The 22,839-nt window shown below is 74.1% G+C and carries 24 protein-coding genes; 9 read left to right on the top strand and 15 right to left on the bottom strand.

Annotation, left to right across the window (positions count from 1 at the left end; genetic code table 11):
• Window positions 1–8: 8 nt before the first annotated feature.
• From paaE to paaA, 5 genes are read right to left on the bottom strand one after another with little or no spacing between them, the layout of a single operon-like run.
• The gene (paaE, locus tag KPL60_RS17510) at window positions 9–1,178 is read right to left on the bottom strand and encodes a 1,2-phenylacetyl-CoA epoxidase subunit PaaE (RefSeq protein WP_374228706.1); all 1,170 of its coding nucleotides are present in this window, start codon (window positions 1,176–1,178) and stop codon (window positions 9–11) included.
• Window positions 1,178–1,666, bottom strand: a complete 489-nt coding sequence (gene paaD / locus KPL60_RS17505; protein ID WP_226366490.1) for a 1,2-phenylacetyl-CoA epoxidase subunit PaaD — start codon at window positions 1,664–1,666, stop codon at window positions 1,178–1,180. The genes paaE and paaD overlap by 1 nt, the downstream gene beginning before the upstream one ends.
• Window positions 1,663–2,541, bottom strand: a complete 879-nt coding sequence (gene paaC / locus KPL60_RS17500) for a 1,2-phenylacetyl-CoA epoxidase subunit PaaC (RefSeq protein WP_226350464.1) — start codon at window positions 2,539–2,541, stop codon at window positions 1,663–1,665. Before paaC ends, paaD begins: the two co-directional genes overlap by 4 nt.
• Window positions 2,538–2,906: a 1,2-phenylacetyl-CoA epoxidase subunit PaaB gene (gene paaB / locus KPL60_RS17495; protein WP_226350465.1), complete on the bottom strand. Its 369-nt coding sequence runs from the start codon at window positions 2,904–2,906 to the stop codon at window positions 2,538–2,540. The genes paaC and paaB overlap by 4 nt, the downstream gene beginning before the upstream one ends.
• Complete coding sequence (gene paaA, locus KPL60_RS17490; RefSeq protein ID WP_226366489.1) at window positions 2,903–3,850, bottom strand: 1,2-phenylacetyl-CoA epoxidase subunit PaaA; 948 nt, start codon at window positions 3,848–3,850, stop codon at window positions 2,903–2,905. Before paaA ends, paaB begins: the two co-directional genes overlap by 4 nt.
• Window positions 3,851–3,993: 143 nt before the next feature.
• On the opposite strand from paaA, the gene KPL60_RS17485 reads away from it, so the two are divergent.
• Entirely contained in the window at window positions 3,994–4,347 is a 354-nt protein-coding gene (locus tag KPL60_RS17485; RefSeq protein WP_226350467.1) for a hypothetical protein, read from the top strand.
• Between the two features lie 52 nt (window positions 4,348–4,399).
• On the opposite strand, the gene KPL60_RS17480 is transcribed toward KPL60_RS17485, so the two are convergent.
• From KPL60_RS17480 to KPL60_RS17470, 3 genes are read right to left on the bottom strand one after another with little or no spacing between them, the layout of a single operon-like run.
• Window positions 4,400–4,801 (bottom strand): GNAT family N-acetyltransferase, encoded by a 402-nt coding sequence (locus tag KPL60_RS17480; protein WP_226350468.1) that lies wholly within the window; start codon window positions 4,799–4,801, stop codon window positions 4,400–4,402.
• Window positions 4,798–5,394, bottom strand: coding sequence for a TetR/AcrR family transcriptional regulator (locus KPL60_RS17475; protein WP_226350469.1), 597 nt, complete (start codon window positions 5,392–5,394; stop codon window positions 4,798–4,800). Before KPL60_RS17475 ends, KPL60_RS17480 begins: the two co-directional genes overlap by 4 nt.
• The gene (locus tag KPL60_RS17470) at window positions 5,391–6,209 is read right to left on the bottom strand and encodes an enoyl-CoA hydratase/isomerase family protein (RefSeq protein WP_226366488.1); all 819 of its coding nucleotides are present in this window, start codon (window positions 6,207–6,209) and stop codon (window positions 5,391–5,393) included. Before KPL60_RS17470 ends, KPL60_RS17475 begins: the two co-directional genes overlap by 4 nt.
• Before the next feature lie 158 nt (window positions 6,210–6,367).
• Here KPL60_RS17470 and paaZ point away from each other — a divergent pair, with 158 nt between their 5' ends.
• From paaZ to KPL60_RS17455, 3 genes are read left to right on the top strand one after another with little or no spacing between them, the layout of a single operon-like run.
• On the top strand, window positions 6,368–8,398 hold the full coding sequence (gene paaZ, locus KPL60_RS17465; protein WP_226366487.1) for a phenylacetic acid degradation bifunctional protein PaaZ: 2,031 nt from the start codon (window positions 6,368–6,370) through the stop codon (window positions 8,396–8,398).
• The gene (gene paaK / locus KPL60_RS17460; protein ID WP_226366486.1) at window positions 8,398–9,717 is read left to right on the top strand and encodes a phenylacetate--CoA ligase PaaK; all 1,320 of its coding nucleotides are present in this window, start codon (window positions 8,398–8,400) and stop codon (window positions 9,715–9,717) included. The genes paaZ and paaK overlap by 1 nt, the downstream gene beginning before the upstream one ends.
• Window positions 9,718–9,754: 37 nt before the next feature.
• Window positions 9,755–10,414 (top strand): DsbA family oxidoreductase, encoded by a 660-nt coding sequence (locus tag KPL60_RS17455; protein WP_226366485.1) that lies wholly within the window; start codon window positions 9,755–9,757, stop codon window positions 10,412–10,414.
• Here the strand turns inward: KPL60_RS17455 and KPL60_RS17450 are convergent.
• The gene (locus tag KPL60_RS17450) at window positions 10,411–10,845 is read right to left on the bottom strand and encodes an Lrp/AsnC family transcriptional regulator (protein ID WP_226366484.1); all 435 of its coding nucleotides are present in this window, start codon (window positions 10,843–10,845) and stop codon (window positions 10,411–10,413) included. The genes KPL60_RS17455 and KPL60_RS17450 overlap by 4 nt on opposite strands.
• A 166-nt stretch (window positions 10,846–11,011) precedes the next feature.
• On the opposite strand from KPL60_RS17450, the gene pdhA reads away from it, so the two are divergent.
• Genes pdhA through KPL60_RS17435 form a run of 3 tightly spaced genes read left to right on the top strand, consistent with a single transcriptional unit; the run spans window position 11,012 to window position 14,477 of the window.
• Window positions 11,012–12,070, top strand: a complete 1,059-nt coding sequence (gene pdhA, locus KPL60_RS17445; RefSeq protein ID WP_374228704.1) for a pyruvate dehydrogenase (acetyl-transferring) E1 component subunit alpha — start codon at window positions 11,012–11,014, stop codon at window positions 12,068–12,070.
• A 23-nt stretch (window positions 12,071–12,093) separates the two neighbouring features.
• On the top strand, window positions 12,094–13,062 hold the full coding sequence (locus tag KPL60_RS17440) for an alpha-ketoacid dehydrogenase subunit beta (RefSeq protein WP_226350650.1): 969 nt from the start codon (window positions 12,094–12,096) through the stop codon (window positions 13,060–13,062).
• Window positions 13,059–14,477, top strand: a complete 1,419-nt coding sequence (locus tag KPL60_RS17435; RefSeq protein ID WP_226366483.1) for a dihydrolipoamide acetyltransferase family protein — start codon at window positions 13,059–13,061, stop codon at window positions 14,475–14,477. The genes KPL60_RS17440 and KPL60_RS17435 overlap by 4 nt, the downstream gene beginning before the upstream one ends.
• A gap of 105 nt (window positions 14,478–14,582) precedes the next feature.
• On the opposite strand, the gene KPL60_RS17430 is transcribed toward KPL60_RS17435, so the two are convergent.
• Window positions 14,583–15,335 (bottom strand): SGNH/GDSL hydrolase family protein, encoded by a 753-nt coding sequence (locus KPL60_RS17430; protein WP_226366482.1) that lies wholly within the window; start codon window positions 15,333–15,335, stop codon window positions 14,583–14,585.
• A gap of 187 nt (window positions 15,336–15,522) precedes the next feature.
• Between KPL60_RS17430 and KPL60_RS35150 the strand changes: the two genes are divergently transcribed.
• The gene (locus tag KPL60_RS35150) at window positions 15,523–15,798 is read left to right on the top strand and encodes an ACT domain-containing protein (RefSeq protein WP_226350651.1); all 276 of its coding nucleotides are present in this window, start codon (window positions 15,523–15,525) and stop codon (window positions 15,796–15,798) included.
• Window positions 15,799–17,276: 1,478 nt separating this feature from the next.
• Here KPL60_RS35150 and KPL60_RS17415 read toward each other — a convergent pair.
• The 4 genes from KPL60_RS17415 to KPL60_RS17400 are packed head-to-tail and all read right to left on the bottom strand — an operon-like array spanning window position 17,277 to window position 20,252.
• A complete protein-coding gene (locus KPL60_RS17415) occupies window positions 17,277–18,245 on the bottom strand; it encodes a pirin family protein (protein WP_226366481.1) in 969 nt (322 codons plus the stop codon).
• Entirely contained in the window at window positions 18,242–18,580 is a 339-nt protein-coding gene (locus KPL60_RS17410; protein ID WP_226350478.1) for a GNAT family N-acetyltransferase, read from the bottom strand. Before KPL60_RS17410 ends, KPL60_RS17415 begins: the two co-directional genes overlap by 4 nt.
• Window positions 18,581–18,592: 12 nt before the next feature.
• Entirely contained in the window at window positions 18,593–19,081 is a 489-nt protein-coding gene (locus KPL60_RS17405; RefSeq protein WP_226366480.1) for a carboxymuconolactone decarboxylase family protein, read from the bottom strand.
• A gap of 16 nt (window positions 19,082–19,097) precedes the next feature.
• Window positions 19,098–20,252, bottom strand: a complete 1,155-nt coding sequence (locus KPL60_RS17400) for a low temperature requirement protein A (protein ID WP_226366479.1) — start codon at window positions 20,250–20,252, stop codon at window positions 19,098–19,100.
• 53 nt (window positions 20,253–20,305) lie between these two features.
• On the opposite strand from KPL60_RS17400, the gene KPL60_RS17395 reads away from it, so the two are divergent.
• Complete coding sequence (locus KPL60_RS17395) at window positions 20,306–21,466, top strand: low temperature requirement protein A (protein ID WP_226366478.1); 1,161 nt, start codon at window positions 20,306–20,308, stop codon at window positions 21,464–21,466.
• Here the strand turns inward: KPL60_RS17395 and KPL60_RS17390 are convergent.
• Window positions 21,463–22,830 (bottom strand): mycothione reductase, encoded by a 1,368-nt coding sequence (locus KPL60_RS17390; RefSeq protein ID WP_226366477.1) that lies wholly within the window; start codon window positions 22,828–22,830, stop codon window positions 21,463–21,465. The two genes, KPL60_RS17395 and KPL60_RS17390, sit on opposite strands and share 4 nt — an antisense overlap.
• Between the last annotated feature and the right edge of the window lie 9 nt (window positions 22,831–22,839).

The raw sequence follows: 22,839 nt of genomic DNA, 5'->3' as shown, positions 1-22,839 counted from the left end.
CGCCAGTATCAGGCGTCGTAGTCGACCGTGGCGGTGTCGGTCACTGGGCGGGACTGGCAGGTGAGGACGAACCCGGCGGCGACCTCGTCGTCCTCCAGCGCGTAGTTGCGCCGCATGGTCACCTCGCCGCCGGTCACCTTCGCCCGGCACGTCCCGCACACCCCGCCCTTGCAGGCGAACGGCAGGTCGCCGCGGACCTTCTGGGCGGCGTCGAGGACGTACTCGCCGGCCGGGACGGCCAGCGTCGTCGACCGTCCGTTGAGGACGACCGTGACCTGCGCGCCGTCGCCGTCCGGCTCGGGCTCGTGGCGGTCGACCTCCGGCGGCGGCTCGTCGACGTAGAACAGCTCGCGGTGCACCCGGCGCCGCTCGACGCCGAGCTCACCGAGCACCGCGACCGCGGCCTCGGTCATGCCGAGCGGGCCGCACAGCCACCAGTCGTCGACGTCGGTGGTGTCGACCAGCGCGGTGAACAGCAGCCGCAGCCGGTCGGCGTCCAGCCTGCCGTTGACGATCTCGGCCTCGGTGGGCTCGCGCGAGAGCACGTGCAGCAGGTGCAGCCGCGGGCCGTAGCGGTTCTTCAGGTCGGCGATCTCCTCGGTGAACATCACCGTGTCGGTCCGCCGGTTGCCGTAGACGAGGGTGACGCGGGTGTCGTCGTGCGCGGCCAGCAGCGACGCCGCGATCGACAGCACCGGGGTGATCCCGGACCCGGCGGCGACGAGGCCGTGGTGCGTGCCCGCGGTCAGCTCCGGGGTGAACGACCCGGCGGGCGGGCCGACCTCGACGACGTCGCCCGGGGCCACCTCGTCGACCAGCCAGGCGGAGAACAGCCCGCCGTCGACCCGGCGCACCCCCACCCGCGGCGCGGTCCCGGCGGCGGAGCAGATCGAGTACGACCGGCGCTCCTCGCCGTCGGCGGTGTCCTTCCGCAGGGTCAGGTACTGGCCGGGCCGGAAGTCGTAGTGCCCGCGCAGGTCCTCGGGGACGTCGAAGGTGACGGCGACGGCGTCGTCGCACAGCCGGTCGACCTCGGTCACCACGAGCCGGTGGAAGCCGGCGGGCAGCGCGTCGTCCTCGGCCAGCAGGGCCTCGATCTCGTCGTCCAGGGCGAGCGTCGTCCGGCCGTACGCCTGGTTGGCCCGGGCCTGCCACGCCGCCGCGCGCCGCTCGCTCATCAGATCTCCTTCATGTGCTCGAACGGCTCACGGCAGGTGGTGCACCGCCGCAGCGCGGTGCACGCGGTCGGGCCGAAGCGCGACAGCTCCTCGGTCGCCCGGGAGCCGCACTGCGGGCAGGGCACGACCGTCGACGGCGCGTCCAGCGTCAGCGGGATCGGCCCGCCCGTCCGCGGGGCGCTCCCGGGCGGCGCGACGCCGGCCTCGGCGAGCTTGCGCCGCCCGGCCTCGCTGATCCAGTCCGTGCTCCAGGCGGGGGAGAACACCGTCCGCACCTCGACGCGCGCGTACCCGGCCGCGGTGAGCGCGCCGCGGATGTCCGCGCGCATCTCCTCGATCGCCGGGCAGCCGGAGTAGGTCGGGGTGATCGTGACCGTCACGCGGTCGTCCTGTTCGGACACCGAGCGGATCACGCCGAGGTCGTCGAGGGTGAGCATCGGCATCTCGGGGTCGACGACCTGCGCGACGACCCCGCCCGCCCCGCTCACCAGGACGCCCCGGGGTGCCGGCGCGCGAGGCTCTGCAGCACGACCAGCGCGGGCTCCAGCTTCTCGGTGTGCACGCCCTGGCGGCCGCCGCGGCCCCCGATCGTGCCGGTCGGCGGGACCTGCGGCACGGTCAGCGTGGCGCGCCCGATCACCTGCGCGAGGACGGCGTCGACCTCCTCGCGGGTGTCCGCCGGGTCGACGGCGACACCGGCGGCGACCAGGCGTCGCTCGGTGTCGGTGGTGCGGAACAGCTCGCCGAGGTGCGGCCACACCCACTCCAGCGCGTCCTGCATGCGCCGGTGCGACTCCGGTGTGCCGTCGCCGAGGCGCAGCGTCCAGCGCGCGGCGTGGTCACGGTGGTAGGTGACCTCCTTGACCCCCTTCGCGGCGACGGCGGCGACCACCGGGTCGGCGGAGTCCGTGAGCCGGTGCAGCAGCGCGAGCCGCCAGGTGGAGAACACCAGCAGCCGGGCGATGGCGCGGGCGAAGTCCAGGTCGTCGGACGGCTCGACGAGCCCGACGCAGCGGAACTCCGACACCTCGCGCCAGTAGGCCAGCGCGTCCTCGTCGCGGCCGGTCAGGTGCCCGGCGCGCGACAGCAGCACCCGGGCCTGGCCGAGCAGGTCGAGCGCGGTGTTGGCGAGCGCGACCTCCTCCTCCAGCTCGGGGGCGTTCGAGACCCACTCGGTCAGCCGGTGGGACAGGACCAGCGCGTCGTCGCCGAGCATCAGGCAGTACTCCGCGAGGTCCGCCGGATCGGTGCCCGCGGGAACCGGCGCGACGATGTCCGCCTCGCTGTCCTCGAACCCCGACCCGAACGCCCAGCGCGGGTCGTCGCCCTCCTCGGTCAGGCCGTCGTAGACGGAGCCGCTCACAGGTGCGGCACCTCCTCCGGGATCGCGTAGAACGTCGGGTGCCGGTAGACCTTGTCCCCGCTCGGGGCGAAGAACGGGTCCTTCTCGTCCGGGCTGGACGCGGTGATCGCGTCGGCACGGACCACCCAGATGCTCACGCCCTCGTTGCGGCGGGTGTAGACGTCGCGCGCGTTGTGCAGGGCCATCTCGTCGTCCGCGGCGTGCAGCGACCCGACGTGGACGTGGTTGAGCCCGCGCTTGCCGCGGACGAACACCTCGTAGAGCGGCCAGGCGCGACGGCTCGGCTTCTCGCCCTGCCCGGTCTCGACACCCGTCGTCGGGACGGCGCCGTGGCCGCCCTCGGCGGTCATGTCCTGCTCGCTCATCCCCGTGCCTCCTGCTTCTCCGCGTAGGCCTGCGCCGCCTCGCGCACCCACGCCCCGTTCTCGTGCGCGCGACGGCGGTGGTCCAGCCGCTGCCGGTTCGCCGGCCCCGCCCCGGAGACGACGGCGGTGAACTCCGACCAGTCCGGCTCGCCGAAGTCGTGCGCCTGCCGCTCGTCGTTCCAGCGCAGGTCCGGGTCGGGCAGCGTGACGCCCAGCACCGCCGCCTGCGGGACGGTCATGTCGACGAAGCGCTGGCGCAGCTCGTCGTTGGTGTGGCGCTTGATGCCCCAGGCCATCGACTGGTGGGTGTTGGGGGAGTCCCTGTCGGCCGGGCCGAACATCATCAGCGACGGCCACCACCAGCGGTCCACCGACTCCTGGACCATGCGCTTCTGCGCCTCGGTCCCCGCGGTCAGGGCGAGCAGCGACTCGTAGCCCTGGCGCTGGTGGAACGACTCCTCCTTGCAGATGCGGATCATCGCCCGGGCGTAGGGCCCGTAGGAGCAGCGGCACAGCGGGACCTGGTTCGCGATCGCCGCGCCGTCGACCAGCCACCCGATGACGCCGATGTCCGCCCAGGACAGCGTCGGGTAGTTGAAGATCGAGCTGTACTTCTGCTTCGAGTCGATCAGCTTCTCGGTGAGCTCCTCGCGGTCGACGCCGAGGGTCTCGGCGGCCGCGTAGAGGTACATGCCGTGGCCGGCCTCGTCCTGCACCTTGGCCAGCAGGATCGCCCGGCGCCGCAGCGACGGCGCACGCAGCAGCCAGTTGCCCTCCGGCTGCATCCCGATGATCTCCGAGTGCGCGTGCTGGGCGATCTGCCGGATCAGGCTCCTGCGGTAGGCCTCGGGCATCCAGTCCCGCGGCTCGATCCGCTGGTCCGCCGCGATCGTCGCGTCGAACCGCTCCTCCAGCTCCGCCGGGGATGGCGCGGTGCTCGTCACTGGACACCTCCGTACCGAATGTTCGTTCGGCTACGAGTGTGGCGGATGAGCGGGGGATCCCGCAACCCCGGCCCCCGCGCGGTGGTCGGTGCCGGGCCGGGACTCCGGAGGAACCGGGCGGTGGGTGGGGCGGTCCAAGGGGCATGGATCTCACGCGGCCGTTCCTCGGCACTGCGGCGGTGCGCGCCGGGGTGGTCACCTCGAAGCAGCTGCGGGGGCCCCGGTTCCGTCCGGTCGTGCGCGGGGTGTTCGTCGCCGCGCACGTCCCGGACACCTTCCTACTGCGGTGCGAGGCCGGGGCGGTCGCGGTCGGGGCGATCGGAGCCGGGACCGGGCGGGCCGCGCTGGGCGGCTGGGCCGCGGCCGAGATGCTGGGGGCGGACTGCGCACCGCGCGGGGTACCGGTGGAGGTCGTGGTCGCGCTCGGGCTGGCCCACCCCGACCTCCTGGCCGTCGAGGTTCGCCGCCGCCTGACGTCCCGAGGCGGTCACGCGTGATCGATCAGCACGTTTCCGCCCCGTCACGGGCGAGAACGTGCTGATCGACTGCTCAGCGGTGCAGGCGCAGGAGGCCGGCGTCGGTAGGGGGGAGGGCGCAGGAGCGGTAGAAGGGGGTCAGGTGGGGGGCGAAGTCGGCGTGCAGCCAGGTGCAGCCCGCCGCGGTGGCCTGCTCCACTGCCCCGGCGACCAGCGCCCGGCCGATCCCGCGGCGGCGGTACCCGTCGGCGACGACGAGGTCGAGCAGGAACGCGTGCCGGTCGCCGTCCCAGGCGAGGTTGACGAACCCGGCGAGCGCGTCGCCGTCGCGGGCGTCGAGCCAGCTCAGGCTGTGTGCGGCGAGCTGGGCGGACCAGCGTCGCAGGCGTGGGGTCTCGTCGAACCCGGCGGCGTGCAGCGCGGAGAGCGCGACGTCGTCGACCTCGGGGCGGACGCGGACCCGGACGTCGGTCACGGCGCCGGGACGATGCCGGCGAACGCGGCGCGGACGACGTCCTCGGGCAGGGTGGCGGTCCCTGGGCGGCCGGGGCGGTACCACTCGACGATCGAGTTGATCGTGCCGGACAGCAGCCGTGCGGCCAGGGCGGGGTCGACGTCGGAGCGGACCTCGCCGGCGTCGACGGCGTCGCGGACCAGGGCTCGCACGGCCGCGTCGAACGCACGGCGGCGTTCCAGCGCCCAGCGCTCGGTCTCGGTGTTGCCGCGGACCCGGAGCAGCAGGGTGACGTACGGGAGCTCGGCCATCAGCACCCTGACCTGCGCGGCGACGATCACCCGCAGCCGGTCGGCGGGGGAGCCGGTGCGGGCCTCGGGCAGGTCGAGCACGCCGAACAGCCCGTCGACGGCGCGTTCCAGCGCCGCGCGCAGCAGCGCCTCCTTGCCCGCGAAGTGGTGGTAGAACGACGACTTCGTGATCCCGGCGGCCCGCGAGAGGTCCTCCATCGACGTCGCGTCGTAGCCGCGGTCGATGAACTCCCCGACCGCGGTCTCGAGCAGCGCGTCGCGGCCGCCGCTGGGTCGCCGGGCCCGCTTGACCGGCGAGCTCATCGGCCCTCGAAGACGGGCTTCTTCTTCGCGAGGAAGTCGCTCACGGCCTGCTGGTGGTCGCGCGTGGTCGAGAGCCGGACCTGGGCGTCGGCCTCGTACTCCAGGACGGCGGGGAGCTCGTTGACCGCGCCGAAGCGCAGCGCGCCCTTCACCTCGGCGTAGGCGCGGGTGGGTCCGGCGGCCAGCCGGCGCGCGAGCTCCAGCGCGGTGGTGAGGACCTGGTCGGCCGGGACGACGTCGCGCACCAGGCCCCAGTTGCGGGCGTCCTCGGCGGTGAACTGCTCGTTCAGCAGCACCAGCTCGGTCGCCCGGGAGACGCCGACGGCGTGCGCGAGCGACGCCGCGAGGCCGCTGTCGGTGGACAGCCCGATCCCGGTGAACGCGGTCGCGAACTTCAGCCCCTCCGCGGCGATCCGCAGGTCGGTGGCCAGCGCGATGCCGAGCCCGGCGCCCACACAGGGCCCGTTGATCGCGGCGACCACCGGCTTCGGTGCCTCGTTGAGCGCGCGGATCAGCGGGTTGTAGTGGCGGCGCACGGTGCCCAGGGCGTCGACCGGGTCGACGTCGAGCGCCGCGGCGTGCTCGCCCAGGTCCTGCCCGACGCAGAACGCCTTCCCCGCGCCGGTCAGCACGATCGCGCGCACGGACTCGTCCCCGGCGACCTCGACGACCGCGGGGAGCAGCGCCTCCTTGAGCTCGACGGTGAGCGCGTTGTACTTCGCGGGCCGGTTCAGCGTGACCACCGCGACCGACGGGTCGGTCTCGTCGCGGGTCACGAGGACGGCGGGATCGGTGCCGGTGGCGGGGGAGGTCATCCGGTGAGCCTAGCGGCCGACCGAACGATCGGTCTCCCCGTCCTGCCGGCGTCCGGACGGACCCTGGTGCGGTTCCGTGGACCGGTGCTAGGTTCGCCCGAACGAACGGTCGGTTCAATCGCTGACCCGCGACGACGAAGCGCGACGGAGGCTCGCCGATGACCCTGCTCCGCAGTCACCTCTCCGGTACCTGGCAGACCGGGAGCGGCGAGGGCCGCCCGCTGTACGACGCGGTGACCGGCGAGGAGGTCGCCCGAATCTCCGCCGATGGCCTGGACCTCGCCGGGGCGCTGGAGTACGGGCGGCGGACCGGCGGGCCCGCGCTGCGCGAGCTCACCTTCCACCAGCGTGCCGCCCTGCTGAAGGCGCTCGGGCAGCACCTGCGCGAGCACCGCGAGCAGCTCTACGCCGTCTCCGCGCGGACCGGCGCCACCCTCGGCGACTCGAAGTTCGACGTCGACGGCGGCATCGGCGTCCTGCTCGCCTACGCCTCCAAGGCGAAGCGCGAGCTGCCCAGCGACACGATCCACGTCGAGGGCGACGTCGAGCCGCTCGGCCGGGGCGGGACGTTCCTCGGCCAGCACGTGCTCACCCCGTTGCACGGGGTCGCGGTGCAGGTCAACGCGTTCAACTTCCCCGTCTGGGGCCCGCTGGAGAAGCTCGCCCCGGCCTTCCTCGCGGGCGTCCCGACGCTGATCAAGCCCGCGTCGCCGACGGCGTTCCTCACCGCGGAGCTCGCCGAGCTGATCATCGGCTCCGGCCTGCTGCCCGAGGGGTCGGTGCAGTTCGTCGCCGGCTCGATCGGCGACACCTTCGACCACCTCACCGGGCAGGACCTGGTGAGCTTCACCGGCTCGGCGTCGACCGCGCAGACCCTGCGCAGCCACCCCGGGATCGTCCGGAACTCCGTGCGGTTCTCCGCCGAGGCCGACTCGCTGAACCTGGCCGCGCTCGGCCCGGACGCGACGCCCGGCACCGAGGAGTTCGACCTGTTCGTGAAGGCCCTGACCACCGAGATGACGGTCAAGGCCGGCCAGAAGTGCACCGCGATCCGGCGCGCGTTCGTACCGCGCGCACACGTCGACGCCGTCGTCGAGGCCGTCACCGCGCGGCTCGCGAGGGTCGTGGTCGGCGCCCCCGGCGCCGAGGGCGTCCGGATGGGAGCGCTCGCGAGCCTCGACCAGCGCGAGGAGGTCCGCCGCAGCGTGAAGGCCCTGCGCGACGCCGGCCGGATCGTGTTCGGCGACCCCGACCGGGTCGAGGTGACCGGCGCCGACGCCGACCGGGGCGCGTTCGTCTCCCCGCTGCTGCTGGTCGGTGACCCGGACCGCGCCGAGCCGCACGAGGTCGAGGCGTTCGGCCCGGTGTCGACCGTGCTGCCCTACGACACCACCGAGCAGCTGATCGACTACGCCGCCCGCGGCCAGGGCTCGCTCGCCGGGTCCGTCGTCTCCGCCGACCCCGGGTTCGTCCGCGAGGTCGTGCTCGGTGTCGCGCCGTTCCACGGCCGCGTGCACGTGCTCAACGCCCGCGACGCGGGCGAGTCCACCGGGCACGGGTCGCCGCTGCCGCAGCTCGTCCACGGCGGCCCGGGCCGCGCCGGCGGCGGCGAGGAGATGGGCGGCGTGCGCGGGGTGTTCCACCACATGCAGCGCACCGCGGTCCAGGCCGACCCCGACTCGCTCGCCGCGATCACCGGCCGCTGGGTCACCGGCGCGCAGCGCCACACCAGCGACGTGCACCCGTTCCGCAGACATCTCGAGGAGCTGCGCCCCGGCGACTGCCTGGTCGCCGGCCCGCGCCGGGTGACCCGGGAGGACGTGGAGCACTTCGCCGAGTTCACCGGCGACACGTTCTACGCGCACATGGACGAGGCCGCCGCCGCGGCGAACCCGCTGTTCGGGCAGCGCGTCGCGCACGGCTACCTGGTCGTCTCGCTGGCCGCGGGCCTGTTCGTCGACCCGGACCCGGGCCCGGTGCTCGCGAACTTCGGCGTCGACGGGCTGCGCTTCCTCACCCCGGTCCGCTTCGACGACGAGCTCACCGTGACCCTGACCTGCAAGCAGCTCACCCCGCGCGAGTCCGCCGGTTACGGCGAGGTCCGCTGGGACGCCGACGTCACGCGGCAGGACGGCGAGTCCGTCGCCCGCTACGACGTGCTCACCCTCGTCGCGAAGAAGGACGCGTGATGACGACCGCCACGAAGCGCCCGGGCGACGCGCCCCCGGCCGAGCTGCTGGACCCCGCGGAGCGGATGTCGGTCGACGAGCTGCGCGCGCTGCAGCTGGAGCGTCTGCAGTGGTCGCTGCGGCACGCCTACGACAACGTGCCGCACTACCGCGCGAAGTTCGACGAGCACGGCGTGCACCCCGACGACTGCCGCGAGCTCGCCGACATCGCGAAGTTCCCGACGACGACCAAGGCCGACCTGCGGGAGACCTACCCGTTCGGCATGTTCGCGGTGCCGCGCGAGCGGATCGCGCGGATCCACGCGTCGTCGGGCACCACGGGCCGCCCGACCGTCGTCGGCTACACCGCGGGCGACCTCGACCGGTGGGCCGGGCTCGTCGCCCGGTCGATCCGGGCCGCGGGCGGGCGCCCCGGCCACCGCGTGCACGTCGCCTACGGGTACGGCCTGTTCACCGGCGGGCTCGGCGCGCACTACGGCGCGGAGAAGCTTGGCGCGACCGTCATCCCCGTGTCCGGCGGGATGACCCCGCGCCAGGTGCAGCTCATCGGCGACTTCGAGCCCGAGGTCATCATGCTGACCCCGAGCTACATGCTCACCCTGCTCGACGAGTTCGAGCGCCAGGGCGTCGACCCCCGGTCGACGAGCCTGCAGGTCGGGATCTTCGGCGCCGAGCCGTGGACCGAGCAGATGCGCGCCGAGATCGAGGAGCGGGCCGGCATCCACGCCGTCGACATCTACGGGCTGTCCGAGGTCATGGGACCCGGTGTCTCGCAGGAGTGCGTGGAGACCAAGGACGGCCTGCACATCTGGGAGGACCACTTCCTGCCCGAGGTCGTCGACCCGCTCGACGGCACCCCGCTGCCCGACGGCTCCGAGGGCGAGCTGCTGTTCACCAGCCTCACCAAGGAGGGGCTGCCGATCATCCGCTACCGCACCCGCGACCTCACGACGCTGCTCCCGGGCACAGCGCGGCCGCAGATGCGGCGGATGGCCAAGATCACCGGCCGGTCCGACGACATGATCATCCTGCGCGGGGTGAACGTCTTCCCGACCCAGATCGAGGAGATCGTGCTCCGCACGCCCGGGCTCGCGCCGCACTTCCAGCTGGAGTTGACGACCCAGGGCAGGCTCGACGCGATGACCGTGCGCGTGGAGGCCCGCGGCGACACGCCCGCCGACCGCCGCGACCCGGCCGCCGCGGAGCTCGTGCGCGCGGTGAAGGAGACCGTCGGCATCTCCGTGACCTGCGACGTCGTCGACCCCGACACCCTGGAGCGCTCGGTCGGGAAGCTGCAGCGGCTCAAGGACCGCCGCTGAGGGAATGCGGCGGGTCCCCGGCCGGTTGCGGCCGGTTGTGAAGCTCGAGATCTGGTCCGACGTCGTCTGCCCGTGGTGTGCGATCGGGCGTGCCCGGCTGCAGGCCGCGCTGGCCGGATTCGCCCACCGCGACGACGTGACGCTGCGGTGGCGCAGCTTCGAGCTGGAGCCGGAAGCACCCCGCGAGCGCAGCGGCGGCGCCGAGCACCTGGCGTCGAAGTACGGCATGAGCGTCGAGGAGGCCCGGCGGATGCAGGAGCGCGTCGCCGCCACCGCCGCGCAGGACGGCCTGGAGTTCCGCTTCGACCGGGCCCGGCACGGCAACACCGTCGACGCCCACCGGCTGCTGCACCACGCCTGGGAGACCGGCGGCGCCACGGTGCAGGACGAGCTGAAGGGCCGGCTGCTGCGGGCCTCGTTCACCGACGGCGAGCCGATCGGCGACCCCGGGGCGCTCGCCCGGATCGCGGTGGACGCCGGCCTCGACGACGACGGGGTGCGCGCCGTGCTCGGCTCCGACCGGTACCTCGACGACGTCCGCGCCGACGAGGACCTGGCCCGCCGCCTCGGCATCACCTCGGTGCCCTTCCTCGTCGTCGACGACCGCTACGGCGTCGCCGGCGCCCAGCCGGCGGACGCGCTGCGGCAGCTCCTCGACACCGCCTGGGCCGAGCGGGAGACGCCCGCCCGCAGCTAGCGGGACTCGTCCTCGAAGATCAGGATCGTCCGCGTCGACACGACCGTCGGCAGCGCCTGCAGGCGTTCGAGCACGACGCTGCGCAGTGCGTCGTTGCCGGTGGTGCGCACCAGCAGCAGCACGTCGAAGTCCCCGCCGACCAGTGCCATGTGCCGGACCTCGGGGATCGCGCGCAGCTGTTCGCGCAGCTCGCGCCAGCTGTTCTGGCGCACCGTCAGCGTCACGTACGCCGAGGTGTGCAGCCCCACCCTGTCCGGGTCGACGAGTGCGGTGAACCCGGTGACCACGCCGTCGTCGACGAGCCGGGCGAGGCGGGCGTAGGCGTTCGCCCGCGAGATCGTCAGGCGCTCGGCCAGCGCGCGCCCGGTCAGCCTGCCGTCGCGCTGCAGCTCCGCGACCATCCGCCGGTCGATGTCGTCGAGCACCGGCACCCTCCGTTCGTCTCACTGGGCCCCGCCGGGCACCGGTGACCCGGACCACTCGTCCGGGGCTGTGCCGTGCTGCGGGCCGATCGTCTCGTCATCTCCTTGTTACGGGCCGATCGTACGGATCATGCGCCATTCTCGAGGCACTGTGTCCGCACGGAGGGGAGTCATCGTGGACGACCGGCGCGAGACCGTCCGCCTGCTGGAACCGGACGGCACCACCGTGCCCGGCGCGCAGCTCCCGCCGCCGGACCGGCTGCTCGCCGGCTACCGCGGCCTGGTGCACGCCCGGCGGCTCAACGAGCAGGCCGGCGCGCTGGTCCGGCAGGGGCGCCTGGCCGTGTACCCGTCCTCGCGCGGCCAGGAGGCCTGCCAGGTGGCCGCGGCGATGGTGCTGGCCGACGGCGACTGGCTCTTCCCGACCTACCGCGACACCGCCGCGATCGTCGCCCGCGGCGTCGACCCGGTCGAGGTGCTCACGATGCTGCGCGGGGACCGGCACTGCGGCTACGACGTCGCCGCCCACCGCGTCGCCCCGCAGGCGACCCCGCTCGCGACGCAGCTGCTGCACGCCGTCGGCGTCGCCCACGCGGCGCGGCTCAAGGGCGAGCCCGACGCCGTCCTGGCGCTCTGCGGCGACGGCGCCACCAGCGAGGGCGACTTCCACGAGGCGCTGAACTTCGCCGCGGTCTTCCGCGCGCCGGTGGTGTTCCTCGTGCAGAACAACAAGTACGCGATCTCGGTGCCGCTGCACCGGCAGAGCGCCGCCGCCAGCCTCGCGGACAAGGCGGTCGGCTACGGCATGCCCGGCGTGCGGGTCGACGGCAACGACCTCCCCGCGCTGCTCACCGTGCTCGACGACGCCGTCGCCCTGGCCCGCTCCGGTGGCGGCCCGACGCTGGTGGAGGCCGACACCTACCGCATGGAGGCCCACACCAACGCCGACGACGCGGGCCGCTACCGCGACGAGAGCGAGGTCGCCTCCTGGGCCGGCCGCGACCCGCTGGTACGCCTGCGCGCCCGGCTGCGCGCCGACGACCTGCTCGACGACGACGCCGAGCGCGCCCTCACCGACGACGCCGAGCGGATGGCCGCCGACCTGCGCACCGGCATCGCGACCGAGTCCCCGGTGGACCCCGAGGACCTGTTCGCGCACGTCTACGCCCACCCCACCCCGCAGCTGCGCGAGCAGCGCGACCAGCTGCGCGCCGAGCTGGAGGTCATGCCGTGAACACCGGTCCCGTGAAGCTCACCATGGCGCAGTCGATCAACACGGCACTGCGCGAGGCGATGGCCGCCGACCCGACCGTCGTCGTGTTCGGGGAGGACGTCGGCCCGCTCGGCGGGGTCTTCCGGGTCACCGACGGGCTCACCGCCGAGTTCGGCGAGCACCGCTGCTTCGACACCCCGCTCGCCGAGTCCGGCATCGTCGGCACCGCGGTGGGGATGGCGATGAACGGGCTGCGGCCCGTCGTCGAGATGCAGTTCGACGCGTTCGCCTACCCGGCGTTCGAGCAGATCGCCAGCCACGTCGCGAAATTCGGCAACCGCACCTCGGGCCGGATGCGGCTGCCGATGGTCATCCGGGTGCCCTACGCCGGCGGGATCGGCGGCGTCGAGCACCACTGCGACTCCTCCGAGGCGTACTACGCCCACACCGCCGGGCTGACCGTGCTCGCCCCGGCCACGAACGCCGACGCCCACGGCCTGCTCCGCGCGGCGATCGAGTACCCGGACCCGGTGGTCTTCCTGGAGCCGAAGAAGCACTACTTCACCAAGGAGGAGGTGGACACGACCGTCCCGGTGCCGCCGATCGGACGTGCCGTCGTCCGCCGCCCCGGGGTCGACGCGACGCTCATCGCCTACGGCCCGACGGTCCCGGTCGCGCTCGCCGCCGCCGAGGAGGCCGCCCGCGAGGGCCGTGACCTGGGCGTGGTCGACCTGCGGTCGATCGTCCCGTTCGACGACGAGACCGTCTGCGCGCAGGTCCGCCGGACCGGGCGGGCGGTCGTCGTCGCGGAGGCCCCGGGGTTCGCCTCGGTCGCCTCGGAGATCGCCGCCCGGGTCTCCGAGCGGTGCTTCCACCACCTCGAGGCGCCGGTGCGCCGGGTGACCGGGTTCGACGTGCCCTACCCGCCGCCGAAGCTGGAGCAGCACCACCTGCCCGGGGTGGACCGGGTGCTCGACGCCGTCGACTCGCTCGGCTGGGAGGACGCGGCGTGAGCGCGCAGGTGTTCACCCTGCCCGACCTGGGGGAGGGGCTGACCGAGGCCGAGCTGGTCCGCTGGCTCGTGGCCGACGGGGACACCGTCGGCGTCGACCAGCCCGTGGCCGAGGTCGAGACGGCGAAGGCCGTGGTCGAGGTGCCGTCGCCGTACGCGGGCACGGTGCTGACCCGGCACGGCGCGGAGGGCGAGACGCTGCGGGTCGGGGAGCCGCTGGTCTCGGTCGGGGACGCCGAGGACGCCGGGTCGGGGAACGTCCTGATCGGGTACGGCATGTCCGGCGGGCACGAGGGGGCCCGCCGGCGTCGCCGGGCCGCGAAGCGTGCCCCCGCGCTCGCGCCCGAGCCCGCCGCCGCACCCGCCGCTTCGCCCGAGCCCGAGCCCGAGCCCGAGCCCGCTGCCGCGCCCGCGGTCCCGGCGGCGACGTCCGTCGCCGAGCGCGCGCCGGGGGAGCGCCGGCCGGTGCAGTCGCCGGTGGTGCGGCGGCTGGCCCGCGACCACGGCATCGACCTCGCGACGGTCGAGGGGACCGGGCTCGGCGGGATGGTGCTGCGCCACGACGTGGCACTCGCCGCCGCACGCGCCGCGGAGGCTGCCGCCGCCGAGCCTGCTGCCGCGCCGCCCGCTGCCGCGCCGCCCGCCGCAGCACCGCCCGCCGCTGCTGCACCGCCCGCCGCGACGACCGCCATCGCACCGGACCGCGACCCCCGCACCGGGCTCGCGGTGCGCGAGGTCGTGCCGCTCCGCGGGGTCCGCCGCGCCGTCGCCGAGACCCTGACCCGCAGCCGCGCCGAGATCCCCGAGGCCACGACCTGGGTCGACGTCGACGCCACCGACCTGCTCGCCCTGCGCCCGCAGCTCGCCGGCGCCGACGGTCGCCCGGTCGGGCTGCTCGCGATCCTGGCCCGGTTCGTCGTCGCCGGTCTCGCGCGGTTCCCCGAGCTCAACGCCCGGGTCGACACGCAGGCGGGGGAGATCGTGCACCTCGACGGGGTGCACCTCGGCATCGCCGCGCAGACCGACCGTGGCCTGGTCGTCCCCTCGGTGGCCGACGCCCACCGCCTCGGGATGCGCGGACTCGACACCGAGATCCGTCGGCTCACCGCGGCCGCCCGGGACGGCTCGGTCACCGCCGCGGAGCTGACCCGCGGCTCGTTCACCCTGAACAACTACGGGGTGCTCGGCGTCGACGGCAGCGCCGCGATCATCAACCATCCCGAGGTCGCGATGCTGGGCGTCGGACGGGTGCTGCCGCGGCCGTGGGTCGTCGACGGCGTGGTCGTCCCGCGGTCGATCACCCAGCTGTCACTGGTGTTCGACCACCGCGTCTGCGACGGCGGCACCGCGGGCGGGTTCCTGCGGTTCGTCGCCGACGCCGTCGAGTCCCCGCTGTCCGCGCTGGCCGACCTGTGACCCTCAGCGCCGCCGCGTGATCACCACCGGCTCGACGCGCTGCGGGACCTGCCCGAACGCACTCCCAGCGGCTTCCGTGATCGCGGTGTCGCGGGTCGCCGCAGCTCAGCGCGCCGGGACGACGGTCCAGGCCGGGGCCTTCGCCGGGCGGCCGTCCCCGGATGACCGGCCCCGCAGGCGTCGTCCGACCCAGGGCAGGACGTGGGCGCGGTAGTACGCGAGCCCCGCGGCCGGCCCGGTCGGCGGGGTCGTGGCGACGGTCGTCGCGGGCGTCGCGCCCCGCACCCCGAGTGCCTCCAGCACCAGTCCGGCGGCGCGCAGGTGCCCGGGCGTGCCCAGGTGCAGGCGGTCGTCCGACCAGTAGCCGGGCCTGCGGATCTCGGCGTCGCCGAACACGTCGACGAAGGTGAGCCCGCGGGCGGTGGCGAGCGTGCGCACCGTCGCCGACAGCTCGGCGCCGCGGCGGTGGACGACCCGCCCCAGCGGGAGGCGGTCCGACGGGTCGGCGCCGCTGAGCAGCACCAGCCGGACCCCCGCCGCCGCGCAGCGGTCGACGGCGCGGGCGGTCAGCGCGGCGAGCCCGTCGACGTCGGTGCGGGGGCGCAGCATGTCGTTCCCGCCACCGTTGAGCGTGATCAGCGTCGGTGCGGGGTCCAGCGCCAGCGCGGCGTCGAGCTGCGGCCCGACGACGTCGGCCAGCAGCCGGCCCCGCACGGCCAGGTTCGCGTAGTGCACCGGTTCGCCGGAGGCGCCGGCCAGCCCGGCGGCGACCCGGTCGGCCCAGCCGCGGGGGACGCCCGCCGCGTCCTCGTCGCCCACGCCCTCGGTGAAGCTGTCCCCGATCGCCACGTACCGCACGGGGTCAGCATCCGCGTCGCGATCGCCACGGCTCTGCCCGGGGGTGGTGACGGCTGTTACCCTCGATTCGTGCGCGGTCGGATCATTACCCGGCGCGCCGGCTGAAGCCAGGGAGCCGGCGCGTGGCACGTCGTGCCCGCCGGACCTGGCCGGATCCTGACGTTCGCCCTCGAACACCGGAGATCCGATGAACGCCCTCACCGCCGAGCGCACCAGCACCGACAGCGATCCCGCCGAGCACGGTCACGTCGTCTCGCTGCTGCTGACCGACGCCGACGACGGCCTGTACAAGGTCCTCACCATGCTGCGGTCGCGCCGCTGGAAGGTCCGCTCGCTGCGGGTCGACATGTCCGGCGAGATCGGCCGGGTCGACCTCGTCGTCACCCGCGACGGACGGGACGCCGACCTGCTGCTCGAGCAGCTGCGCCGGGTCGTCCCGGTGGTGCGCGCCGACCTGGGCTGAACCGCCGCACCACGTCCCTGGTCGGGGACCCCGAGGCTCAGTCGTCGACGGTGCAGGTCGGTGTGACGTCGATGCGATGTGGGTGACGTCTGCGAGCAGCATCGTCGTCAGTCCGGTCCGCGGTAGGTGTGCCCGGTCGGAGTGGTGGTGACGACGGCCCCGGTCGGGGGCGCGAGCCACGTGCCAGCCGGGTTGTTCGCGGACGTGGTTGTGGAACTCGCACACCCCGCGCCCGTTCTCCAGCTCCGTCCGCCCACCGTCGGCATTCCGCTGGATGTGGTCGAGGTGACGGACGGGAGCGTCACAGTAGGGCTCGGTGCACCGGTTCCCGGCGCGGGCTTTCACGAGGGTGGCGAGGAGTCCGGTGAAGGTGCGCCTGCGGGAGTCGCCGCCGATGACCAGACCGTGGTCGGTGAGCAGTCTGCGCAGCGACTTGGTGCCCTCGGGGTTCGCGAGCAGGTCGACCGGCACCGGTCCGAGCCCGGGGATCTCGGCGGGCAGCGGGGAATGCGGGTCGAGCAGGGACTGCACGGGCACGGTGACCTGTACTTCGAGGTTCACCGCCGTCGCGGTGGCCTGTCCGGTGACGCGTTCGACGAGGGTGTCGGCCATCACCTGCCCGCGGGTGCGGGTCAGCGGCTGCGGGTCGACCTGGACCTCGACGAACGCTCTCTGGAGCGCGGCGAGGCAGGCGGCGCCCTGTTCGACCGGGACGTAGGTGGTCAGGTAGCTCATCGCATCCGGTGCCGGGCGCAGTGTCACTCGGCGTTCGGCCTTGGCGGCGTGGACGCGGGCGCGGAAGCGGTCGGGGGCGATCTCGGCGACCAGACGCCGGGTCATCGCCCGCAGCCGGCCGATGCCGTACCGGGTCAGGTCCCGGTTGGTGGCAAGCCGGGCGTCGACCTGCGCGCGTTGGGTGGTGTCGAGGTCGCGGCATTCGACGGCGATCGCGGTGACCTTCGCGGCGCTGAGCTCGCTGGCTCGGTGCAGGCCGCGGATCCGGTCGAGCCCGGAGTGCAGGTCGCGGGCGTTCGCCGCCCGGGTTCGGGCCTCGGTGGTGGAGACCCGGCAGGCGAGCTGGATCTGGGCGACCACGCTGCGGTGGAGCTTCTCGGGATCCAGGTCGGTCGAGCCGCTCTCCACCTGACTGCGGGCGAAGGCGCGGATCCGGCTCGCCTGGAGGGCGGCGAGCGAGGCCTGGAGGGCTTCGATCTGCTGGATCTGGTCGACCAGCTCGGCCTCGGACCACGCGCAGGTGTCGGCGCTGAGGGCTTGTTCGACGAGGAACCGGAGCAGTGTGAGGTCACCGGAGGGGAACCCGCCGCTGGGCACGCCGGTGGCGTGGGCGGGTGGTCCCTGGGTGGCGGTCACACCATCGAGGATACTCGAACGTGTGTTCGATCTCTAGTTTCCGTTCGCTATTGCGAATCCCTGAGCTGCGGAGACGCCGCCACACCTCGCGATCCGCGAACCCCGCCCTACCCCCGAGGCGTCAACCGCGCGTTCGGCAGCTCCGGCGCCGGCAACGTCGACTCCCAGGCGTCCGGGAACACCCCGAAGCGCCCACCGTCCCGCCCTCCGGCGGCACGCTCGTCCTGCCACTGCTCCCGGTAGGCCGCGACCTCGTCGTGGGTGGAACCGACGAAGTTCCACCACATCACGATCTGCTCGCCCAGCGGCTCCCCGCCGAGCAGCACGAGGCGGGCGCCGTCGTCGCCGGCGTGCAGGTCCAGGGTCGTCCGGCCCGGCGGGAGGTACACGAGCTCGGCGGACGCGGCCGCCGTCCCGCACACCCGCGCCGAGCCGGCGTCGACCAGCACGCCGTGCTCGAACCCGGCGTCGACGTCGAGCGTCACCGCCGCCCCGGCGGGCAGTACGACCTCGGCGCCCAGCAGCGGGGTGAACGTCTCCACCGGCGACGTCGACCCGGCCAGCGACCCGAGGAACACCCGCAGCGCGGCGTCCCCGGCCCGCACCCGGGGCGGCGCGTAGTGCTCGAAGCGGGGCGCGGTGTCCCGGTGCGCGGCGGGCAGCGCCAGCCACAGCTGCACCCCGTGCAGCACCTCGGTACCTTGCGTGGAGAACTCCGAGTGCGCGATGCCGGACCCCGCGGTCATCAGGTTCAGCTCACCCGGGCGCACGAGTGCGTGCGCGCCGGTGGTGTCGCGGTGCTCGACCTCCCCGTTGAACAGCCACGACACCGTCGCCAGCCCGGTGTGCGGATGCCCCGGCACGGCCATCCCGCCCGTGTCGGCGACCCGGTCCGGGCCGTAGTGGTCCAGGAAGCACCAGGCCCCGATCAGCGACCGGGTACGGCGCGGCAGCGTGCGGCGCACCGTCATCGCGCGCGGCCCGCCCAGCGGCACGTCGCGCGGGGTCACCAGCTCCGCGGCGGCGGCGTCGCCCCCGCAGACGACCTCCTCCGGCGCGGTCTCGACGTTGCTCACCGCGCCCTCCGCCGGACGGTGGCGACGGCGTCGGGCGTCACCAGGTCGAGGATGTCGGCGTAGCCCTGGTGGGTCGACACCCAGCGCCGCACGTACGGGCAGACCGGCACGATCCGCTGCCCGGCGGCGCGGGTGTCGTCCAGCGCGAAGCGGACCAGGGTGCTCGCGAGCCCGCGCCCGGACAGCTCCGGGTCGACCTCGGTGTGGTGGAAGATCCGCTGCTCGTGGTCGTCGACGTACTCGGCCCGGCCGACCACGGTGCCGTCGATCAGGATCTCGTATCGGTGGTGGCCCGTGTCGTGGGTGACCACGGTGTCGTCGGTGTCGCCGGACATGTGCTCAGCCTCTCAGGACGCCCGGCGCCGCACCACGCGGCCGTCGGCGTCGCGCTCGGGGACGGGGTGCGCCGACAGGATCGAGACCCGGTTGAACGCGTTGATGGTGATCGCCGCCCAGACCAGCACCGACACCTCGTCGTCGGTGAGGTCACCGCGGACGGCGGCGTAGGCGTCGTCGTCGAGGTGGGTCCCGGCGGTCCGGGTGACGGCCTCGGCGAGACCGAGTGCGGCGCGCTCGCGGTCGTCGTAGAGGGCGCTGTCGCGCCAGGCCGGGAGCAGCGTCATCCGCTGCGGGGTCAGCCCGGCCGCGAGCCCCGCCCGCCAGTGCGTGTCCAGGCAGGTCTCGCAGCCGTTGATCTGTGAGACCCGCAGGTTCACCAGCTCCAGCAGGTCCCGGCCCACCCCGGCCGCGGCGGCGCGCTCGCGCACGACCGCGACGACGTCGGTCATCGCCCGGAACACCTCGGGGGTCTGCTTGTCGATCCACACCCGGCCCATGTCACCTCCGAACCCGTCACGCGGCGACGGTGTTCCGGGCGGGTGCTGTCTCGACGGTCACGACCACCGCCACCATCACCACCGCGGCGACGACCGGGGTGAACGGCGCGAACGCCGACAGCCCCAGCAGCACCGCCAGCACGACGACGGCGGCGCTGCGCCCGGCGGTGAGCGTGGGGCGCAGCGCGAGCGCCCACACCCCGAGGACGAACAGGGCGACCGGCACGGTCAGCGTCGCCCCGGCCGCGGCGGCGGACAGCCCGGTCGCGGTGGTGTCGACGTCGACGGCCACCTCGATGCCCGCCGAGAACGCCCCGGCCGCGGCGAAGACGAGGTAGTGGCCGTAGCCGTGCACCAGCGCCCGCGGCATGGCCCGCAGGTGCTCGTGCTGGTCGCGGGCGAAGTAGACCCACCACATGCCCGCGGCCAGCACGAGCCCGCACGCCGAGAGCAGCAGCAGCGGGCCGAGGTGCTCGGCGGAGGACAGCGCGTCGACCACGGCCGTCGTCGACGCCAGGACCGACTCGCCCAGCAGGATCAGGGTGAACAGGCTGTAGCGCTCGGCGATGTGGTGCGGGTGCCACGGCGTCGTCCGCGCCCGCTCGGCGACCACCGGGACCGCCAGCTCGGCCAGCGCCAGCACGACGAACCCCACCGGGTGCGGGTCCACGAGCACCCAGGCGATCCACAGCAGCTGGACGACGACGATGCCGCCCGCGTAGCGCAGCGCCGTGACCCGCAGCTCCGGGTGCGAGCGGGCCGCCCGCAGCCACTGCGTGACCATCGCCAGGCGCATCACCACGTAGCCCGCGACGAGCACGCCGTAGCCCTCACCGGCCATCGCCGACGGGGTCCCCGCGGCCAACACCAGCGCCCCGGCCATCTGCACCAGGGTGGTGACGCGGTAGAGCCAGTCGTCGACGTCGAAGGCCGAGGCGAACCAGGTGAAGTTCATCCAGGCCCACCAGATGCCGAAGAACACCAGCAGATACGACCCGACCCCGGCGCCGACGTGCCCGCCGGACTCGGAGTGGTGCAGCGCGGCCGACGACAGCGACACCGCCACCACGAAGACCAGGTCGAAGAACAGCTCCAGCGGACTCGCCGCCCGGTGGGGCTCGTCCGGGTCGCGGGGGCGCATCGCACGCAGGCCGAGGTTCACGCCGGCCATCGTTGCGCGCCGCACTACCCTTCGGCTGCGCCGACACGGGGAAGGACCCATCGATGACGACACCGGACACCCGACCGCGGGTGCTGCGCCGGACGGGTGACTCCGAGGTCGCCCCGATCGAGCTGTTCTTCGACCTGGTCTACGTGTTCGCGATCGTCCAGGTCTCGCACACGCTGCTGTACCACCTGACCCCGCTCGGGGCGCTGGAGACGGCGGTGCTGTTCGCCGCGGTCTGGTGGCTGTGGAACTACTCGGCCTGGGCGATGAACTACCTGGACCCGGCGCGCCCGTCGGTCCGGATGCTCAACGCCGGGCTGATGCTGGCGGCGCTGGGGATGGCGCTCGCCCTGCCGGGCGCGTTCGGCGACTCCGGGCTGCTGTTCGCGCTGTGCTTCGCCGCCGCCCAGATCGGGCGCCCGCTGTTCCTCGTCGTGAGCGCGCGCGGGCACGTCATGGCGCGCAACTACCGCAACCTGTTGGTGTGGAGCGCCGTCGCGTCGGTGCTGATGGTCGTCGGCGCGTTCCTCCCGCCGGTGGCCCGGCTGGTCGTCTGGGCGCTGGCCGTCGCCGTCGACATGGCGGGGCCGCGGTTCGAGTTCCGGGTGCCGGGGCTCGGGTACACCCCGCTGGAGGACTGGCCGACCGACGTGGAGCACCTCGCCGAGCGCAACCGGCTGGTGTTCATCATCGCGCTCGGCGAGTCGATCCTGATCATGGGCTTCACGCTGTCGGAGATGGAGGTCGTGACCCCCTACGCGGTGGTGATCACCCTGCTCGGGTTCGCCGGCCTGGTTGCACTGTGGTGGTCCTACTTCGCGCTCGCCGGGCACGGCACCCGGGCGAGCTCCGGTGACGGGTCGACCCGCGCGGCGCGGGCCGCGTTCGCCTACGCGCACGGCCTGATGGTGGCCGGCGCGGTGCTGTTCGCGGTCGCGATCGACCTGCACCTCACGCACCCGGAGAACACCCCGTCGCTGGTGCTCACCTCGGTCGGCGGGCCGCTGCTCTACCTCGCGGGCAACAAGCTCTACCTGCAGGGCCGCACCGGGACGGTCGGGCGGTCGCGCTACGTCGCCGCCGCGGTGCTGGTCGTCGCCGCGGCGGTCGCGCTGGTCGCCGGGCACGCCCTGCCCGCGATCGTGATCGGGCTGGTCGTGCTCGCCGTGGTGGTCGGGCTGGCCGTGGTCACCGAGCTGGCCGAGCGGCGGGCCTAGTCCGGGTCGACGGCGTCGCGCAGCGCGTTCTCCAGCACCTCGGTCAGCGCGGGGTGGATCCAGTACTGGACGTCGGCGAGACGCTGCGCGGTCACGCCCAGCACCATCGCCTGCACCAGCTGCTGGACCATCGTCGACGCCTGCGGGCCGAGCAGGTGCGCCCCCAGCAGCGTGCCGTCGGGGGCGACGAGGACCTTGCAGAACCCGCGCTGCTCCTCCAGCGCCCAGCCGAAGGCGACGTCGGCGTACTCGTGGAACCCGACCCGGAACTCCAGGCCCTCCTCGCGGCACTGCTGCTCGGTGCGCCCCACGGTGCCGATCTGCGGGGTGGTGAACACCGCGGCCGGGACGAACCCGTGGTCCACCTCGCGCAGCTCGTCGGGGTGGGCGAGGTTGTGCCCGACGACCTCGGCCTCGTGGTTCGCGACGTGCTTGAGCGGGTGCGGGGTCGAGATGTCACCCAGCGCCCACACGCCGTCGGCGGTGGTGCGGCCGTGGGCGTCGACGACGACGCGGCCGGCGTCGTCGATGTCCACCCCGGCGTGGTCCAGGTCGAGCCGGTCGGAGTTCGGACGGCGCCCGGCCGCGACGAGCAGCCGGTCGGCCCGGACCTCGGTGCCGTCGTCGAGGTGCAGCCGCACGTCGCCCTCGCCGCCGGTGACCTTCTCCACCGTCCGGCCGGTGTGGACGGTGAAGCGCTCGCGGGCGGCGTCGGTGAACCGCTCCACGACGGTCTCGTCCATCCCGCCGAGCAGGGTGTCGGAGCTCTCGACGATCGTGACCTCGCAGCCCAGCCCGCCGAACACGTGCGCGAACTCGGCCGCGATGTAGCCGCCTCCGATGATCGCCAGGTGCTCGGGCAGCTCGTCGATCCGCATGATCGTGTCCGAGGTGTGGAACGGGACGCCCGAGTCCGCGACCGGCGGCGGGACCACCGGCCGCCCCCCGACGGCGAGCACGATCCGGTCCGCGGTGAACTCCGCGGTGCCGCCGTCGGCCAGGTCCACCGTCATCGCGCGCGGCCCGGTGAAGCGGGCCGTGCCGTCGTAGACGGTGCCGTGGTCACGGCGGTAGTCGCGGCCCTCGTCGCCGATCGGGTCGAGCCGGGCGAAGACCCGGTCGCGGATGTCGCTCCAGCGGATCCGGTCGATCCGGGCGTCCACGCCGTAGGACGACGCCGCGCGCACCGTCTCGGCGACCTCGGCGGTGTAGGCGAGCATCTTGGTCGGGATGCAGCCGACGTTGAGGCAGGTCCCGCCGAACCGGGTCGCCTCGACGTGGGCGACGTCGAGACCGTCGAAGCGGTCGTCGACGATCATGTTCCCGGATCCGGTGCCGACGATTGCGAGATCGTGATGGGCCACCCGCCGAGC

It is taken from the genome of Pseudonocardia sp. ICBG162 (assembly GCF_020496225.1).
GTDB classification, from domain to species: Bacteria; Actinomycetota; Actinomycetes; order Mycobacteriales; family Pseudonocardiaceae; genus Pseudonocardia; species Pseudonocardia alni.
The sequence above is the reverse complement of the archived record's forward strand: the minus strand, read 5'-3'. Positions and strand labels throughout refer to the sequence as shown.

Coding starts and splice junctions, on each gene's coding strand:
- paaZ (WP_226366487.1), top strand. CDS start 6,368: ATGACCCTGCTCCGCAGTCACCTCTCCGGTACCTGGCAGACCGGGAGC.
- KPL60_RS17475 (WP_226350469.1), bottom strand. CDS start 5,394: ATGAGCTCGCCGGTCAAGCGGGCCCGGCGACCCAGCGGCGGCCGCGAC.
- paaK (WP_226366486.1), top strand. CDS start 8,398: ATGACGACCGCCACGAAGCGCCCGGGCGACGCGCCCCCGGCCGAGCTG.
- KPL60_RS17410 (WP_226350478.1), bottom strand. CDS start 18,580: ATGTCCGGCGACACCGACGACACCGTGGTCACCCACGACACGGGCCAC.
- KPL60_RS17470 (WP_226366488.1), bottom strand. CDS start 6,209: ATGACCTCCCCCGCCACCGGCACCGATCCCGCCGTCCTCGTGACCCGC.
- KPL60_RS35150 (WP_226350651.1), top strand. CDS start 15,523: ATGAACGCCCTCACCGCCGAGCGCACCAGCACCGACAGCGATCCCGCC.
- KPL60_RS17395 (WP_226366478.1), top strand. CDS start 20,306: ATGACGACACCGGACACCCGACCGCGGGTGCTGCGCCGGACGGGTGAC.
- paaB (WP_226350465.1), bottom strand. CDS start 2,906: ATGAGCGAGCAGGACATGACCGCCGAGGGCGGCCACGGCGCCGTCCCG.
- KPL60_RS17485 (WP_226350467.1), top strand. CDS start 3,994: ATGGATCTCACGCGGCCGTTCCTCGGCACTGCGGCGGTGCGCGCCGGG.
- KPL60_RS17440 (WP_226350650.1), top strand. CDS start 12,094: ATGGCGCAGTCGATCAACACGGCACTGCGCGAGGCGATGGCCGCCGAC.
- paaE (WP_374228706.1), bottom strand. CDS start 1,178: ATGAGCGAGCGGCGCGCGGCGGCGTGGCAGGCCCGGGCCAACCAGGCG.
- KPL60_RS17400 (WP_226366479.1), bottom strand. CDS start 20,252: ATGGCCGGCGTGAACCTCGGCCTGCGTGCGATGCGCCCCCGCGACCCG.
- KPL60_RS17405 (WP_226366480.1), bottom strand. CDS start 19,081: ATGGGCCGGGTGTGGATCGACAAGCAGACCCCCGAGGTGTTCCGGGCG.